This is a genomic window from Flavobacteriales bacterium (assembly GCA_030584065.1).
Lineage (GTDB): Bacteria > Bacteroidota > Bacteroidia > Flavobacteriales_F > PHOS-HE28 > PHOS-HE28.
In genome coordinates, this window is the sequence record CP129489.1 from 3308438 (window position 1) to 3324273 (window position 15836).

Annotated in this window: 14 protein-coding genes; 6 read left to right on the forward strand and 8 right to left on the reverse strand. The window is 67.0% G+C overall.

What is annotated here, in order from left to right:
• Positions 1-159 precede the first annotated feature (159 nt).
• The 3 genes from QY325_13695 to QY325_13705 form a co-directional block, all read right to left on the reverse strand.
• Positions 160-744, reverse strand: a complete 585-nt coding sequence (locus QY325_13695) for a hypothetical protein (protein WKZ65809.1) — start codon at positions 742-744, stop codon at positions 160-162.
• A gap of 177 nt (positions 745-921) precedes the next feature.
• Entirely contained in the window at positions 922-1188 is a 267-nt protein-coding gene (locus tag QY325_13700; protein ID WKZ65810.1) for a hypothetical protein, read from the reverse strand.
• Between the two features lie 156 nt (positions 1189-1344).
• Positions 1345-2430, reverse strand: coding sequence for a T9SS type A sorting domain-containing protein (locus QY325_13705; GenBank protein WKZ65811.1), 1086 nt, complete (start codon positions 2428-2430; stop codon positions 1345-1347).
• 182 nt (positions 2431-2612) lie between these two features.
• Between QY325_13705 and QY325_13710 the strand changes: the two genes are divergently transcribed.
• The 4 genes from QY325_13710 to QY325_13725 are packed head-to-tail and all read left to right on the forward strand — an operon-like array spanning position 2613 to position 6656.
• Entirely contained in the window at positions 2613-3410 is a 798-nt protein-coding gene (locus tag QY325_13710) for a hypothetical protein (protein ID WKZ65812.1), read from the forward strand.
• Entirely contained in the window at positions 3407-4540 is a 1134-nt protein-coding gene (locus QY325_13715; protein ID WKZ65813.1) for a hypothetical protein, read from the forward strand. The genes QY325_13710 and QY325_13715 overlap by 4 nt, the downstream gene beginning before the upstream one ends.
• Positions 4537-5163: a serine protease gene (locus QY325_13720; protein WKZ65814.1), complete on the forward strand. Its 627-nt coding sequence runs from the start codon at positions 4537-4539 to the stop codon at positions 5161-5163. The genes QY325_13715 and QY325_13720 overlap by 4 nt, the downstream gene beginning before the upstream one ends.
• The gene (locus QY325_13725) at positions 5160-6656 is read left to right on the forward strand and encodes a hypothetical protein (GenBank protein WKZ65815.1); all 1497 of its coding nucleotides are present in this window, start codon (positions 5160-5162) and stop codon (positions 6654-6656) included. Before QY325_13720 ends, QY325_13725 begins: the two co-directional genes overlap by 4 nt.
• A 31-nt stretch (positions 6657-6687) precedes the next feature.
• Here QY325_13725 and QY325_13730 read toward each other — a convergent pair whose 3' ends face one another.
• A complete protein-coding gene (locus QY325_13730; GenBank protein WKZ65816.1) occupies positions 6688-7296 on the reverse strand; it encodes a hypothetical protein in 609 nt (202 codons plus the stop codon).
• Between the two features lie 134 nt (positions 7297-7430).
• Here QY325_13730 and QY325_13735 point away from each other — a divergent pair, with 134 nt between their 5' ends.
• Both QY325_13735 and QY325_13740 read left to right on the forward strand, forming a co-directional pair.
• A complete protein-coding gene (locus QY325_13735) occupies positions 7431-8378 on the forward strand; it encodes a hypothetical protein (GenBank protein WKZ65817.1) in 948 nt (315 codons plus the stop codon).
• A 127-nt stretch (positions 8379-8505) separates the two neighbouring features.
• Positions 8506-11895, forward strand: a complete 3390-nt coding sequence (locus QY325_13740; GenBank protein ID WKZ65818.1) for an FG-GAP-like repeat-containing protein — start codon at positions 8506-8508, stop codon at positions 11893-11895.
• Positions 11896-11934: 39 nt separating this feature from the next.
• Here the strand turns inward: QY325_13740 and QY325_13745 are convergent, their stop codons facing one another.
• From QY325_13745 to QY325_13760, 4 genes are all read right to left on the reverse strand, one after another.
• Positions 11935-13929, reverse strand: a complete 1995-nt coding sequence (locus QY325_13745) for a hypothetical protein (protein ID WKZ65819.1) — start codon at positions 13927-13929, stop codon at positions 11935-11937.
• Positions 13930-14001: 72 nt separating this feature from the next.
• Complete coding sequence (locus QY325_13750; protein ID WKZ65820.1) at positions 14002-14646, reverse strand: CatB-related O-acetyltransferase; 645 nt, start codon at positions 14644-14646, stop codon at positions 14002-14004.
• Positions 14647-14727: 81 nt separating this feature from the next.
• Positions 14728-15249, reverse strand: coding sequence for a T9SS type A sorting domain-containing protein (locus tag QY325_13755; protein ID WKZ65821.1), 522 nt, complete (start codon positions 15247-15249; stop codon positions 14728-14730).
• The gene (locus QY325_13760; GenBank protein ID WKZ65822.1) at positions 15250-15813 is read right to left on the reverse strand and encodes a hypothetical protein; all 564 of its coding nucleotides are present in this window, start codon (positions 15811-15813) and stop codon (positions 15250-15252) included.
• Positions 15814-15836 lie beyond the last annotated feature (23 nt).

The window sequence follows — 15836 nt, forward strand, 5'->3', positions numbered from 1 at the left end:
CGACATTCACCCCTGGCCGCACGCCGATGACAACCTGTTGAGCAAGGGATGCGCCGAATGGCGGATTCACCAGCAAGCAGCTTGCGCTAGGCAAGGTCATCAGCCCCACATGAACGAACCTGCTGGTCGTGCGAAAGGACCTGGATTAGAACCGCAAGCTCATCCTGCAGTGCCAGCAGTTGGCGAAGCGGTGCTTCCCGGGGGTGTGAGGTCCCACTCCACCACCACAAAGTCCTCCACGCTGCACCCGCACTGCAACGCCGCCTCCAGCCACCGTCCCTGGGTGGCGCGCATGCGGTCCTTGCCGTAGCGCTTGCTTTCCACGAAGAGCAGCCGCCCGTTCTTCCACAGCACTACATCCCAGCTGCCGCCGTAGGTGCCGCCGTTGGCTTGGGCGATGGCGTGGAGCCGCTCGTTCACCCCGGGCTCCTCGATGGGGACATGTTCCTGGGCGCCGGGTCCGCCCGGCTTCCATTCCCGCCAGAGCCCGGGTTGCAAGCGGGGCTTGCCGTAGGTCTCCACCCACCTTCCTTCCCAGCCCACGGCCTCAAAGGCCCGCAGGATGGCCAACTCCGCGAACATCGGCTGGCCGTTGGCCTCCACAAGGGCCTTGTGGCCAAAGGTCCAGAGGTCGGTGGGCGCGGTGTACGCGGTGAACACCGGCCGGCACACCGGCACGGCCAGCGGTCCGGTGGTGGTGTGCAGCACCAGTTGGTCAGTGGGTTCGAAGCCTGGCGGCCACATGCAACGAAGCTAGGTTGGCTTCGACCCTTCGAGTCCATTGCTCTCCACGCTACCGGGACCTTCGGCCGGCGAAGGCCCGTTCATGGTCCCTGCCGATTTCCCAGCTCCCCCATCCGCACCAGGCATCACCCCCTGCGCGTGGTCGTTCCCCAGTGCGGCGTTGCCGCCGGATATGCGCTACCGCGCACTGTTCACCAGCCGCGCGACATACCGCTGCTGGTGGTGCTCCACGCTCACCACGAAGACCCCATCGGGCAGCGGCGCATCGATGCGGATGGGCTCCGGAGCGGCCGTGATGGGGCGCTCGTGCAGCAGCAGGCTGCTGGCGGCATGGATGCGCAGCGTGGCGCGCGCGCCATCGGCCAGGGGCAGCAGCAGGTGATGCGCGCCGGTGGCGGGGTCGGTGAGCAGCCGCAGCGCGGGGCTGTGGGGCGCCTCGTGCACGGAGTTGAGCTCATCGGGCGTGAGGCGGATGATGTTGCGGAACTGGTCCTCCGCATCGAAGGCGCCGAAGAAGCCGCCCAGCAGGATGAGGCCATCGGGCTACACGGCGATGGTGTTCACGAACGCGGTGGGCTGGGTGCCGGGCACCGCGCCCCCTCACTCCACCACCAGCCGCTGCGCCCCGGGCGCGCCCTCCAGCCGCAGCAGGTACACGCCCGGCGCAAGGTGTGCCGCGAGGGTGGCGGTGCCGCTGGGGATGCGCTGCTGCAGGAGCAGCTGGCCCCGGGCATCGTGCAGCTGGAGCAGGCCTGCGGCGCGCGCGTGGATCAGCACCGGGCCCGAGGCCGGATTCGGGGCGATGGCCAAGGGGGCGGGGCCCGGCTGATCGGGCAGGCCCGTGCTGGCGATGAACACGCAGCTGCTCTGCTGGCTGCAGCCGCCGAAGCTCACCTGCAGGGCGTAGCTGCCCGCTGTTTCAGCCGTGTAGCTCTGCTGGTCGGCGCCGGGGATCGGCGTGCCGCCGTCATCGCAATCGAGCCACTGGTAGGCCACGCCGGTGGCGTTGGCCGTGAGCAGGGCGCCGTCCACGGTGAAGCCGGTATCCAGGTCGATCACCTCCAGCTCGATGGTGATGATGGAGTCGCAGCCCTGCGCGTTGGGGATGGTGTCGGTGTAGAGCCCGCTGCTGGTCCATTGCTGCCCGCTGGGCGAGAGGAAGGACAGGCAGGCCGAGGCCTCGAGGGAGGAGGCGGTGGGCACGCAGTCGGCGAGGATGGAGACGTTGAAGCGGATGTCGCTGTTGGCGTAGAGCGCGGCGTTGGTGCCGTTGTAGAACATGCGTCCGCCGGGGTAGGGGTTGCCGCCGGAGAAGGGGATCTCCAGGCTCATGGGCAGCTCGAAGGTGAGCTGGCTGAAGGCCGTGGCCGTGACCGCTTCGGTGAGGTAGATGCGCAGGTAGGAGTTGGCGCTTACCGCTGTGGCGGGCTGCGCCTGGGTGTGGATGGGCGTGCTGGTGACGGTGCTGCCGGCGTAGATCTTCAGCTGGCCGGCCAGGTTGGTGCCGCCCTCCAGGCAGTAGATCTCCACATACTCCACGAGGCCGTTGCAGGTGGGCATGAACGACTGGCCGATCTCCGCATCGGTGGGGTCGGAGCCCGGGGCGTTGCTGTTGCCGATGAGGCATTGGGCCTGCGCGGCGAGGGAGAAGCCAAGACCAACGGCGAGGAGGAAGGGGCGGTTCACGGTGGGAGGGTGAGCGCGAGAGGTATCATGGACCGGCTGGGTCGTGCTGCGGCGGCCTGCGGAAGCGGGGTGCGCGTCAGCGCATGCGGAAGGGTGCGGTACCGGGGCTTTGGCAATCTGGGCTTGCGAATGCCGTAGCGTAAGGGCCGTCCGCCTATCTTGGTCTGGAAATGCGAACTGGAATGAAAGCGATGGCCCGGATCACGGTGGTTGGGCTGCTGGCCTTTGCGGCCGGCGGGGCGGCTGCGCAGTGCAAGTCCTTTGAGGGCGATCGCGGCGCGCTGAAGTACCAGGCACGGGGCCAAACGGCCGAGGAGAAGCGATGCGAAGGCTTCACCAAGCTCGATATGGCCGCATTGGACGGTGAGGTGATGTCCGTGACGCGGGGCATCCCCTCGTATTACTACTCGGCCACGGAGGTCATCTCCATCATGGCCCCGTACATCGCGGGCTGTGAAGTGCTCGAATGCACGGGGCGTGCGCGGGTGAGCGGGAGCTTCTATCGGCTCGACATGGAGATCGGGCCGGGCGAGACGAAATACGTACCCGTGAAGGACGTGATGCTGGACGGCGAGGTGAAGAACGACCGCCTGGGGGTGGTGCTGCGGCGGCCCGGCATGAAGGAGACCTATGTGCCGGTGCGCGTGAGCTCGCGCCTGCGCAAGGGCGGCATCGGCGCACCCGATAGCCTGTTCGTGAAGTTCCTGCCGCGCATCGCCCTGCGCGATATGGCCGTGGAGGTGTATGACGGGGCCACGGAAAAGCTGCTCTACACAGGCGGGGTGCGCGGCATGCTGGCCAACGACAGGGAGGTGACCGTGGCGATACCGGTCGCTGCGCTGGGCCTGCGCCGCGATGCCGAGCGCATGGTGCTGGTGCAGCTGAAGAGCAAGGCGGAGGGCCCGGCGACCGACAAGGAGAAGGCGCGACTGGACCGGTCGTTCACCTTGATCCTGCCCAAGGAATTGCCGGCGCAATGAGCTTGCAGGGGGGGCTGCGACGGATCAGCCGCAGCGTGCACGGATGGTGGGCCGCCGAGCGGGGCTGGTGCCGGCTGCGCGAGGAGCGTGAGCGGCTGTGGCGCCGGATGTCCCGCTCATTGCGGAAGCCCGATGCGGATGCCGCACGGCGGGAAGCGGAGTTCGCCCACCTGCAGCGCGTGGAGGCGGTATACAAGGAGCTGCGCCAGCGCCGCGTGCTGCGCAACAGGCTGTTGCTGCTGTGCGGACTGATGCTGCTGGTGGGGCTGCTGCTGCGCCCTAGGGAATCCAGCACCACATTCCAATTGAAGGGCCGGTTCAGCTCGGTGCTGTTCCGCACCACCACGGACCTGTCCATTTCGAGCGATGAAGGGGCGCCATGGGTGCGAAGGGCGGTATCCGCCGTGGTGGATACCACGTGGAGCTACAAGTACGGCACGCCGTTCCCCAAGCGCGGCCGCCTCGTGCTCACGGCACCGGGCGGCGAGGTCGTGATCAGCCACCTGAAGATACCCGCAGGCACCTTCATACGGTTGCAGCGCGACGGCAATACGAGCCTGCTGCGCATGCTTCCCGCAGAGGAACGGCGGGAAGACCTCAGTGTGAGCCTGCTCGGCCACGGAGGAGCACTCGTGCGGGACGGTGACAGCACCACCTTCCCCGGCGGTGTGGAGCTGCTCCCCGAGGGCAATGGGTACCATGTGATCCAGCTCGTCGGGCTGGACCTTGAGCTGCCCTGCCTGGCGGTGGATTCGGTGCGCTTCGTGCGGTCGAACTGGCTGAACCCGGAGGACATGCCCCGCGCTTCGACGCTGGCCGCCAGCCTGGTCACCGGTGCCGGCGACACGCGCGGCATCGAGCTCCTGCAGCACGACACGCTGGCGATCCGGCTCGATGGCCGCGCCCCGTTCTGCCTGCGCACGGACAGCTTGGGCCTGCAGGTGACCCAGACGGGCCGTGCCCTCGGTCTGATGGCCGGGCAGGCATGGAGACAGGCGGAGGAGCTGGACCGGAGACGCCTGTGGCTGACGGCGCAGGTGGCGGACCTGCCGGCGGAGTGGCGCGCTTTCCTCCTCACCATCCTGGTTTCCGTGTTCGGCTACCTCGTACTTGGCAACCGGGGCAAATGAGGCCACTCGTCGCCCTGTACGTTGCGCTGCTCGGCTGCGAACTTGCGGCCCAGATGCCGCCGGAGTACGAGCTCGCCTACCGGCGGTGCGCCGTGTACATCGAGCGGCCGGCCGACGGAGGCCGGGAAGTGGGCGCGGGCTTCATCGTGGATCGGCGCGGTGATTCGCTGGTGGTCGCCACCGCACGGCATGTGGTGCAGGACACGGCTTCGCGCCATGCGCCACCGGGCCATGCCGTGCTCTACAATGGCGGGCCGCCACTGCCCTACCGCCTCCTCCATCTGGATCGTGAGGACCTTGCTTTCATCCAGGTGCACGCCCCACGCTACACGGTTCGGCCTGCCCCGCCCTGCCGCGAGGCACCGATGGACGCACCGGTGTGGTTGCTCGCTTTGCGCGCGGGCTACGTTCCCATGCCCTTCGGTTTCGATGGCCGGTTGCTGGCCCGTTCAAGCAACGGCCTCCATTTCTGGGCGGCGATGACCGGCGCTGATCAGGGCGATTCGGGCTCGGCGATCATCTCCCACCAAGGCGTGGTGGGCATGCTGCTCGGTGGAAGCGATGAGGTCCGCTGCCTGGACATCGCATACATCATGGAGCGATACCAGACCCTGAAGCGATGAAACGAGCCCGCAACCTGCGCTGCCGACTCCTGCTTGCCGTCAGCCTGCCGCTGGGGTGGTCGGCGCTGCACGCTCAACCCTCGATCACCGAGCTCACGGCGGTGGAGTTCGAGGATGGCCAGCTGGGCGCCGTGGTGGCCTCCCGCAACGGGACCCATCACTTCGTGCGGATTACCACGCGGCAGCAGGAAGCCGCTGCGCCTTTGCTGCCCGAAGCGGAGGTCCTGTTCGCCAGGAGCAGGAAGGCGACCGCCACCCTGGTCCGCCGCATCGATGCGGACGAGCGCTACATCATCGGATTGTACCGCTGCCAGTACCTCGGAGCAGCAACCTCGGCACCGCGGATCGCCACCATGCCACTGACCAAGGACCAGCCGCTTCATGTGGTGATGGACGTCCGCCCAGCCAGTGAGCGGGACCAGTTCGAGCCGAGCCTGCGGCGCATCCTCACGTACACGGGCGAGTCCGGTGGCAGGCATGAGGCCCGTCCCGTTCCCGCCACGCGCGGCTCAAGCGGTGCACCGGTATTCAATGAGGAGGGCGCAATGGTGGGAATCACCCTGGAGGATTGGACCCTGCGGGATGCGCGCGTGGCGGTTGCCATCCTGCCCATCACCGGCCTGCGGGAGCTCATCCTCGGGAAAGCCGGGACCACGGCGGGTGCTGGAGGCATACCCTGCGAGCAGTTCGACCTGCAGGAGATGGCCACGGGCCGGAACACGTGTGAGCAGTTCGAGCACGATGCGCAGCAGGCGCTCAAGCGCGCCGAGGAGGCGCAGCAGCGCCAAGCGGCGCGCCAGCGCCAGTACGAAGCGCAAACCAGGCTGCAGAAGCGCTGGGAGCGTCGGATGGTGCAGAGCACCATTGCGGTTGCGCCGGTAGTGGGCTGGGGCGGCGGCTCAGAGATGCTGCTGCGACCCACTGGGGGAGTGGACCTCCATGTGATGCCCGACCGGCTGTTCCAGATCCATGTGCGGCTGCAGGGGCTCATGCTCTACGGCGACCGCACCTATGAAGATGCCGACGCAGCACTGCTCGGGTTCAACCGGATCCGCACGCGCGCGCAGGCGGTGGAGGGCATGGCGGGCTTCTGCCTCGGCAAGGGCGACATCTACTTCGGGGCGATGGCCGGCTATGGGATGGAGTTGCCGGCTACCTTGATCCGAACCCTCGGCCCACAGGAGATCAGCACCGTCACTGCAGCAGAGGGCTGGATGCGGCCGGTTTCGCAATTCGACATCGGCGTTCAGATCGCCCCTGTTCGATTGTCACTGGGCTTCCGTACCGCCCATGGCGCCGTTCCTGATATCTACAAGGCCCAGCGCATGGGCCTGCCCTGGGCATTCAGCTGGCCCGCGAAGGACATGCCCGCGAACGGGACCATGATCGTGCTGGAGTTCAGCTACCGGCTTTGGGGCTGGTGGAACCGCGATATGAAGGAGCACGCGGAGAAGGAGTACTATGGGAGCGGTGGCATCGATCGGCCGCGCTGATCGGTGCTCCGGCTCCGCAGCCCATCCGTCATCAGCGCTTGGCAGGCCCTTGGTGGGGGTCGAACATCCTCTTCCGCTCGGCTTCGATGATCGCGGGCAGAGCACCGTTCGTCTTGCACCGCGCTCCCCTGTTCGGCGGATGCAAGCGCTGGCGCTCCAGCCAGCCATTCGGCATGGCGGCGGCTTGTTCGCGCGGCAACAAGTCCTCTATCCGGTGAGCATCGAGGAGATCAGGATCCAGTATCACCGTTCCGTCCGCTTCTTCACCCATCCCGGTTCCAACCTTGTCGGGCAGCCCGGCCGAAGGCCCTTGGTTGTACAGCGCACCGGTTCGGTCGTAGCAGCAGTTCTGGCCTGCCCGCACCGCGCGCTCATTCACCGTGGGGTAGGATCGGTAACAGGTGACCGTGTCTGACGTTGCGTTGGGAATCAGCGGCGGAAGGATGGCCCAGCCATCGCCCAAGTTCTTGCCGGGCGCTGTGCACGGGCAGTTCCTCAAGGCCTTCGCCCACTCCGGGGTAGGCGGCGCATTCATGACCGACCCTGGAGCGGAGTAGCCGCCGATGTGCTGTGCCGCGGCACCCGCGATCCAGGCGAAAGGCATCAGTACGAGCACGATGCGCAGCATGGGGAAGGGCATCCGTTGCGAAGGTCGCGGTCTTCGCCCATACGGGCAGGCGACCTGACGAGCAGAAGCATCGGGGCGTGCCCCCCCCATGATCCCCGTCAGCGCCGCGTACGCCACGCCCGACTACCTTTCGGAAAATCGCCACCATGCGGAACATGACCCTGCTCGCTTCCGCTGTGCTCAGCGCCGCCGCGCTCCACGCCCAGCCCACCCTTACCCAGGCCACCAACAGCTTCACCATCGGCCAGAGCCTCACCTTGAACTACAGCCCCTACACGGACCCGGGCTCCGCGGGGCCCAACCAGACCTGGGACTTCGCCGCGCTGGCCGTTGACAGCACCACCACCGTGCAATGGGTGGACCCCGCCACCACCGCCAGCGGCGCGCTCTTCCCGCAGGCCACCATCGCGGAGCTGTGGGACGTGACCTCCTTCAGCGATCAGGACGCCACGGGCCTCTATGTGCAGGGCACCGATGAGCAGGGCACCGTGGTGGCGCTCACCGACACCCGCCGCGCGCTGATGTGGCCGCTCACCTACGACGACAGCTGGACCGACACCTATGCGGGCGCCTACAACGTGGCCGGTTTCGATGTGACGCGCACCGGCACCTACAACGGCGAGGCCGATGCCTACGGCACCCTGGAGATGCCCTGGGGCACGGTGGCGAATGCGCTGCGCGTGCACATCACCGCCGCGCAGAGCGATGCCTCGCCCTTCGCCACCCTCGAGCAGGACATCGATTCCTACCAATGGTTCGTGGTGGGCGAGCCCTGGCCGGTGCTGGAGGTGGTGACCAATACGATCAACAGCCCGCTCGGCCCCTTCACCACCACCTACAGCCTGTGGCAAGCCGATGCCGTTACCGGTACGCCCGAGCGCACGGCGCCGGCGGCCGAGCTGCGGGGCTGGCTGCTGCCCGGCGGCGCGGCCTTCGCGCTCAACCGGCCGGCCACTGGAGTGCTGCTCGATGCATCGGGCCGTGTGGCGGCCACGCTGAACCGCGAGGCGGTGATCGGCCTGGCCGGCCTGGCACCGGGCCTCTACATCGTGCGCGGTGACGATGGCGCCACGGCGCGCTTCGTGCGCGAGTAGCGGAGGGGCGAGGGCCAGCGACAGCCGTCCCTTCACGGTCGGCCTGGCTACGCTGAAGCGCCGATGGTGCGCGCCGGCTCATTGGCACGCACCGGGTCGGTGGGAAGGGTCTATGTTCGCGCCCGCCATGATGAAACGACTCCTGCCCCTTCTGCTGGCGGTCGCCGCCGTCGCCCCGGCCGCGGCCCAGGGCTACCGCACCGAGCTGATCTCGCACACCACGCTGGACCTGGTGGTGACCGATCTGGACGAGGACGGCGACCTCGACCTGGTGACCGGTGGCCTGCGCAACGTGGTGTGGTACGAGAACGAGGGGAACGCGCTGTTCACCAAGCACGCCATCAGCCACGATGCCCAGGAAGCGCAGCAGGTGCTGGTGCTCGACCTGGACCAGGACGGCCACAAGGACCTGGTGGTGGCCGATATGGCCGCCAACCGCATCCTGTACTACCGCAACAACGGCGACCTCACCTTCGACCGCACCTTCCTCTACACCGGCACCGGCGGAGTGAGCGGCATCGGGGTAGCCGACATGGATGGCGATGGCGACCTGGACATCGCCTGCGCGGCCTTCACCACCAACAAGGTCTACTGGCTGCGCAATGAGGGCGGCTTCGCCTTCACCCCCATCGACATCGCCACGGGCATGACCGGTGCAGCCCGCATCCTGCTCCACGACGCGGATGGCGATGGCGATGCCGATGTGATCGCCGCCATGCAGACCGCCGGTGCCATCCGCCTCTTCCGGAACGACGGCGCAGGAACCTTCACCAACGAGCTGCTGCTCACCACCAGCACGCCGCGCAGCATCAAGCTGGCCGATGTGAACCAGGATGGCCTTCAGGATGTGCTGTACGCCGGTACAGGCGGCGCCGGATACCTGCGCAGCACGGGCACAGCATTCACCCAGCAGCAGATCTACGGCTACAACGGCATCCGGGGCCTCGGCGTGGCCGACCTCACGGGCGACGGGTACAACGACCTGATCGTGGCCGACTATGCCGAGGACCGCATCACGTGGAGCGCCCAGAATCCTGCCACTGGGGCGTTCACGGGCCCGGGCAGCGGCACGCTCGACACCTGGCTGAACTACGCCTCCATCGTGCACGGAGCCGATTTCGATGGGGATGGCGTGAACGATGTGCTGGCGGCATCGAGCTTCGACATCCGCATCTACCTGCACCCGGGCAACCCGCCCGACCAGCGCCTGCTCGTGAACCGGTACCTCGGGGATGCACGCGGCATCGACCACGGCGACCTGGACGGCGACGGTGACGTGGACATGATGGCCGTGGGCCAGCTCTACATCAACTGGTACGAGAATGACGGCGATGGCCACATGATCCCGCGAATCGCCAGCGAGGGCATCGGCCGCATCACCATCAATGGCGGCGTGGACCTGAAGCTGGTGGACCTGGACGGCGATGGGGACCTGGATGCCGTGCTCACCGAGAGCCTGGGCAACCGGGTGACCTGGCTCGACAACAACGGGAACGGGACCTTCATCAAGCGCCTCGTCACCGGCCACCAAGCCGCCTACTCGTGCGACCCGGTCGATTTCGACGATGATGGCGACATCGATGTGGTGGTGACCAGCGTGATGGGCGACGACAATGTGTACTGGTACGAGAACAACGGTGCACAGAGCTTCACGCAGCGGCCCATCCTGCTGAGCTATGCCGACCCCTTCGAGGCGCGGGCACTGGACTACGACAACGATGGCGACATGGACGTGGTGGTGGCCTGCCATTCCAACCTGGCCCAGAACGGCAAGGTGGTGCTGTGCCGCAACAACGGCAGCAATGCCTTCACCGTGCAGGAGCTGGATGGCGCAGCGCCCATGGCCACCTCCGTGTTCTGGGTGGACCTCGACCAGGACGGTCACATGGATGTGCTGTCCACCACCGGCGGCGACGACCGCGTGAACTGGTACCGCAGCAACGGGGCGTCCATCCCTTCGTTCACCAAATCCGTGATCCAGTACGGCATGGGCTACGCCACCTATGTGGTGGCCGAGGACCTGGACGGCGACGGCGATGTGGACGTGGTGGTCTCCTGCCTCGACGACCGCAACGTGAACTGGCTGGAGAACGATGGATCCCAGGTCTTCACCCGCCACCTGCTCGCGCGCAACGTGTTCAACAGCCAGTTCGTGGGCGCTGGCGACATCACCGGGGATGGCGTGCCGGAGATCTACGCCACCGACATGGAGGCCGAGGCCGTGCACCTCTACCACCGCACCGGCTTCAGCTACGAGGAAGTGGCGGGACCGGAGCCGCAGCCCTGCCACGACCTCTTCATCAGCGAGATGGTCCATTATCCCGGCGACATCGCCCGCGCCATCGAGATCTACAACCCGCGCTCGGTGCCGGTGGACCTCTCGGACTATTCGCTGCGGTTCTACCCGAACGGTTCGCACACCTACGATGCCACCCTGCTCAACGGCGTGATCCAGCCCGGTGATGTGCACGTGGTGGTGGCCCCCAACTACGCCACGAACATCAACACCTACGCCGACCAGATCACCGACCTGTGGTACGACGGACAGGAGACCATCGTGCTGGTGCACGGCGATCAGCCCATCGACGTCATCGGCCGCGTGGGCGACTACTTCGTGGACGATGACTACTGGTTCAACAACGGCGTGGGCACCTTCTACACCGTGCTGGTGCGCAAGCCCACCATCAATCGCGGCGATCCCGATGGCACCGACCCCTTCCTCCCCGACGAGGAGTGGATCGCCTACCCGGTGAACGACTACAGCCACCTGGGCAGCCACACGGCACCGTGCGCTGCGGTCTGCACGCCCACCATCAGCCTGTCGGCGCCTGCCGGTCCGTATTGCGCGGGCGATGTCATCACCGTCACGGCGAGCGTGACGAACGCAGGCGCCGCCCCCGCCTACCAGTGGACCGTGAACGACGCGCCCGCAGGGGGCGGCGGCTCCAGCTTCACCATCAACGGGCTCATGGGCAATGCCCTGGTGCGCTGCACGCTGGAAGGCGATGCCGCGTGCGCCACGGCCACCAGCGTGCAGAGCGAGCCGCTGCTGATCGCGTTGAGCACCGTGCAGCCGCCGGTGGCGGCCATCACGGGCAACGTGGTGAGCGCCAGCCCGGTGCCCGGTGCCGACTATCAGTGGTACTTCAATGGCGACCTGCTTCCCGGTGGCAGCACGGCCACCGTCACCGTCACCCTGCCCGGCGATTACCACGTGGTGGCCACGGTGGCGGGGTGCGCATCGGCGCCTTCGAACACCGTGACCTACGAGATCAACACCGGCCTCCTGTTGCATGAGGCGCCCGGCATCCAGCTGGTGCCCAATCCCACCGACGGGCCGCTCACCATCCGCGGTGCAGCCGGGGTGCACGCGGTGGAGCTGTGGGACGCGGCAGGACGGAAAGTGCTCGAGCAGCGCGGTGCTTCGTTGGACCTTTCGCCCTTCGCGCCCGGTCTCTATACGGTGGTGTTGCGGACGGAGAACGAGCGCTGGCAGATGCGCGTGGTGCGGCAATAGGCGCGCGGCTCTAGGGCGCTGGAGCGGCTGCAAGCAGCGCTACGGGCCCATGGGCCTTGTGCCCAGCGGGTACCGTGTGGCCTTCCACCTAGCCTTCTCTCCAAGCGCCTTCAACTCCGCATGGCGCGCGGCCTGGTCCCTGTTCAGCTTCTGCTCCTTGCGCAGTGCTTCCAATTCCTCCAGCTCCTCGGCCTGGCTCTCCTCGGATGAGGCATGGAAGGAGCGACCACCGGATTCCACCAGGTAGAAGGCCTTGCGGAATGCGTCGTACACGTACTTGTCCGCGCTGATCCACTTCCACGCGCTGCCGCCGAACTGGGTGATGACCAAGGTATCCGCATCGATGCTGACGCCGCTGATGCCTTCTTCACCGATCGGGTCATGGAAGCCGCCGTCGCTTCTACCGGGCAGGAAGTCCGTCAGCAAGGCGTGCTGCACGAAACGGCCCCTGTCTTGCGCGGTGAAGGCGATGAGCAGGTCGCGTGGCCCATCGTCGGCTTCGTTGGTGAGCACCAGCGCATGGTCCTCGGCGCCATCCCCGTTCAGGTCGCCGCTGGCCTGTTGGAAGACCACGCGCCCGGCGGGCATCACCTCGCGCAGCGAATGCCACCGGTAAGGTGGAGGTTGGTTCACGGGGTGCTTCTCCACCCAGCAGCGGGTGAGATCCACCGGGCGGCGCCTGAGTTGATAGCGGTACTGAACCTCACCGCTCTCCACCAGGAAACCGGTCTGCTCGATCACCGGCTCATACACCAAGGTGTCGCACCGGTAGGACATGGTGTCCACTTCATCGCGCAGGGTCTCGTTGTGCACGGACTCCACGAGCAGTTGCCCGTAAGGGTTCAGGCTGATGCACTCCGACACGGCGTACTGGCCGTCGCCGAAAGTGGAGGCCAGGGTGTCCACGCCTTGCAGTTGCCCCAGCTGGTCATAGGTCAACCACAGCAGGTCGTGGTCATCGTCTCGGTCGCAAAGCAGCGCGACGCGCAGCCCGTTCTCGAACGGCAGCTTGGCACCGTAGCGCAAGGTGGCACCGGCGTACGTGGCCAGAGCATGCTGCAAAAGCTCCGCACGTGCACGCTCCTCCACCAGCGGCCGGGCCATGTTCCCATGATCAAGGCCGGGACACAGGCGTTGGTTGAGCCGCAAGGCGTGTCGGTCCCAGCCACCCGGCGGTGCAGGAAGCTGGCCTGCGCCGGATCGGGCCGGGGCAATGCTGATGCCGCCATCCGGCACCAACGCCCCTGGGGTGATCCGGTAGGATATTGAGGGTGCCTCGCAGGGCACCGACGTGCCATTCACTGTGCAGCCGTTGGTCAGGTGGATGTGCGTGTCCGTGATGCGCACCACGGAACTGTCGCGCGTGCGGTGGTCATGCTGCACCTCCTGGTCATCGATCTCCCATTCGAAGCTGTCCGCCAAGGTGGTCACGCTGGCGTAGGTCAGGCGTTCCAGGTCGATCAGGAACGATTCCACCTGGTGGTATTCCTGGCCCCGGGTGAAGTTCATGGACCGCTGCTCCGCGATCAGGAAACGGCCATCGGGTGTGAAGCGCTGCAGTTCGAAGCTGTTCTGACGGTCCTTGTAGAGCGGAAGGGGAAAGGCCAGCCACCGGGCGCCCGAGCGCTTCACCAGCATCGCGCTGCCTTCTTCCTGCGGCTCGGCCGGTTCGGTGATGCTGTGCGCATCCGCATCCGCCACCGGGCTGCTCCGCATCAGCGCGGCAAGTGCGGCAGCGGTGCACAGGGTGTCCGGGGAATCCAGCGGTGCCATGGGGATACTGTCCTGCGACATCGCTGACGCGCAGGTGCAGAGGGCCAGCAGGACCGGGAAGAGGGATGGGACGCGCAAGGGAGGGGGAAAGGTGGCGCTGCGCGGCAAAGTTCGGTCCATTCCGGGCGGCTCCTGGCCAGGAGCCCCGGAGGATTCCATGCGCGAGGCGGTGGTCACCGTGTCGCAGGTGTTCACGAAGGTGGAGCGGCCATGACCCTCTCCTTCTGCTGCGACGGCGTGGAGGACCGAGAGGTCCTCCACGCGCGCTGCAATGAAGCCGCCGCGGCGGGTGGCGATGCAACCGACGAACTCGCGGGGCTTGGTGCCCGGGGTTCAGCGGGCGCTCTCCAGGGCGGTGATGTCCGTGCCGTGCAGCAGCCGTGCGTTCCGGGTGATCCAGGCGGCATCGCGGTCCCACCAGCGGAGCGTCAGCAGGCGCTCGATGTCGGCTTCGCTGAAGCGCTTCCGCACCGCGCGCGCCGGGTTGCCCGCCACGATGCTGTACGGCTCCACATCGCGGGTGACCACGGCGCAGCTGCCGATGATGGCCCCATCGCCGATGCGCACGCCCGGCATGATCGTGGCGCGATAGCCGATCCACACATCGTTGCCCACGATGGTGTCGCCCTTGTGCGGATACGACAGCCCTTCCATGGCACCCTCCCAGCCGTGGCCGAAGACCTCGAAGGGATAGGCCGTCACCGCATCCACCAAGTGATTGCCGCCGTTCATGATGAAGGTGACATCGGAGGCGATCATGCAGAAGCGGCCGATGACGAGCCGGTCGCCGATGAAGTCGAAGTGGTAGCGCACGTTCCGCTCGAAGTTGCCCACGTCCTCGAAGTCGTCGTAGTACGTGTAGTCGCCCACCTCGATCGTGGAGCGGGTGATGCTGTTCTTGAGGAAGCACAGCCGCTCATGGCCGCTGAGCGGATGGCGGGTCAGGGGGCTGGGCCCTTGGGGCGATGCGGGTGTCATGGCGGGAATGCGAACCTATCCGTTCCGGAGGCGGGAAGAGGGCAACCCTCCCGGAGCGCCCCCTTCACCCTCACCTCCGATTCATTGCTTCACCAGGCGCTGCTGCGCCACCCGCCGGCCATCGCGCAGCTCCAGCACATAGGTGCCGGGCGCAACGTGCTGCAGGGGGATGGTGCCGCGCGCGCCCATCACGCGCCCTTCCTGCACCACGCGCCCTTCGGCGGACATCAACCGGTAGCGCTTCTCGCCCTCGCCGGGCATCGCTACCTCCACGCGGTCAGTGGCAGGGTTCGGGTGCATGGTGAAGGTGGCCGCAGCGGCCGGCTGGTGCACGCCGGTGCCGAGCAGCTCCTCCTCGACCCACACTGCGCGGTCCATGGTGCCGTTATTGTCCTCGTCGAAGAGCCGCACTACGGGGATGTCGTGCGGCGGCGTCCACCACAACCAGCTGGGCTTCGTGCTCGTGGTCACATCCACCCCCAGCATCCAGAGGCCCTGGTCGGCGCGGTAGAAGTCCATGGAGTCCGTCACGTTCTCCACGAGGACCTGCTTCACCGCATCGAAAGCGCCGAGCGGCGTGGTCACCGTACCCCAGCCGCCCACCTAGCTCTGGTAGGCGATGCGCGTGCGCACGCGCATCGAGTCCACGGTGAAGCCGAGCCCCAGGTCGAGCCCGATGTAGTGCGTCACCTGCGAACGGGATACCCCCGAGTGGACCTGGTTGTACTGCGCCGGCAGGTTCAGCAGCACCATGGGCGGGTCGAGGGCCACGGGCACCTGCACGCCATTCTCCTGGAATATGCGCCCATGGCCCAGCAGCTGCGTTGGACTCACCGAGATGTACTCCGCCGATGCATCGGTGTCCTCCACCGCCGCCCGGTCGCCCGGGAGCTGGATGCCGAACGGGCTTTCCCCGGCCTCCATCACTTCCATGCTGCTGGAGTTGTCGGCCTGCAGGCCCGTGAAGGACCAGGACAGCGCTGTGCCATTGCTGCCAGGTGTGACGGCCGGTGCCTCGTCGGTGGCCAGCTGGTAGCGCGACCCGATGGCGAAGAGCCCGTTGGCGGTGATGACGGCCTGGGCCGATGCCGTGGTGGCCGAGGCGAGCGCGAGCAAGCCTGCGGCGCCAATGGTATTGCGTGCATTCATGGCGAGTGTCGTTTTCATACCGCGAAAGAGGCGCGCGCCGG

Bases quoted from the DNA above. Each gene is read 5' to 3' on its own strand.
- QY325_13730 (WKZ65816.1), bottom strand. From the start codon at position 7,296: ATGCCCTTCCCCATGCTGCGCATCGTGCTCGTACTGATGCCTTTCGCC.
- QY325_13695 (WKZ65809.1), bottom strand. From the start codon at position 744: ATGTGGCCGCCAGGCTTCGAACCCACTGACCAACTGGTGCTGCACACC.
- QY325_13760 (WKZ65822.1), bottom strand. From the start codon at position 15,813: ATGAAAACGACACTCGCCATGAATGCACGCAATACCATTGGCGCCGCA.
- QY325_13740 (WKZ65818.1), top strand. From the start codon at position 8,506: ATGATGAAACGACTCCTGCCCCTTCTGCTGGCGGTCGCCGCCGTCGCC.
- QY325_13725 (WKZ65815.1), top strand. From the start codon at position 5,160: ATGAAACGAGCCCGCAACCTGCGCTGCCGACTCCTGCTTGCCGTCAGC.
- QY325_13750 (WKZ65820.1), bottom strand. From the start codon at position 14,646: ATGACACCCGCATCGCCCCAAGGGCCCAGCCCCCTGACCCGCCATCCG.
- QY325_13735 (WKZ65817.1), top strand. From the start codon at position 7,431: ATGCGGAACATGACCCTGCTCGCTTCCGCTGTGCTCAGCGCCGCCGCG.
- QY325_13720 (WKZ65814.1), top strand. From the start codon at position 4,537: ATGAGGCCACTCGTCGCCCTGTACGTTGCGCTGCTCGGCTGCGAACTT.
- QY325_13710 (WKZ65812.1), top strand. From the start codon at position 2,613: ATGAAAGCGATGGCCCGGATCACGGTGGTTGGGCTGCTGGCCTTTGCG.
- QY325_13715 (WKZ65813.1), top strand. From the start codon at position 3,407: ATGAGCTTGCAGGGGGGGCTGCGACGGATCAGCCGCAGCGTGCACGGA.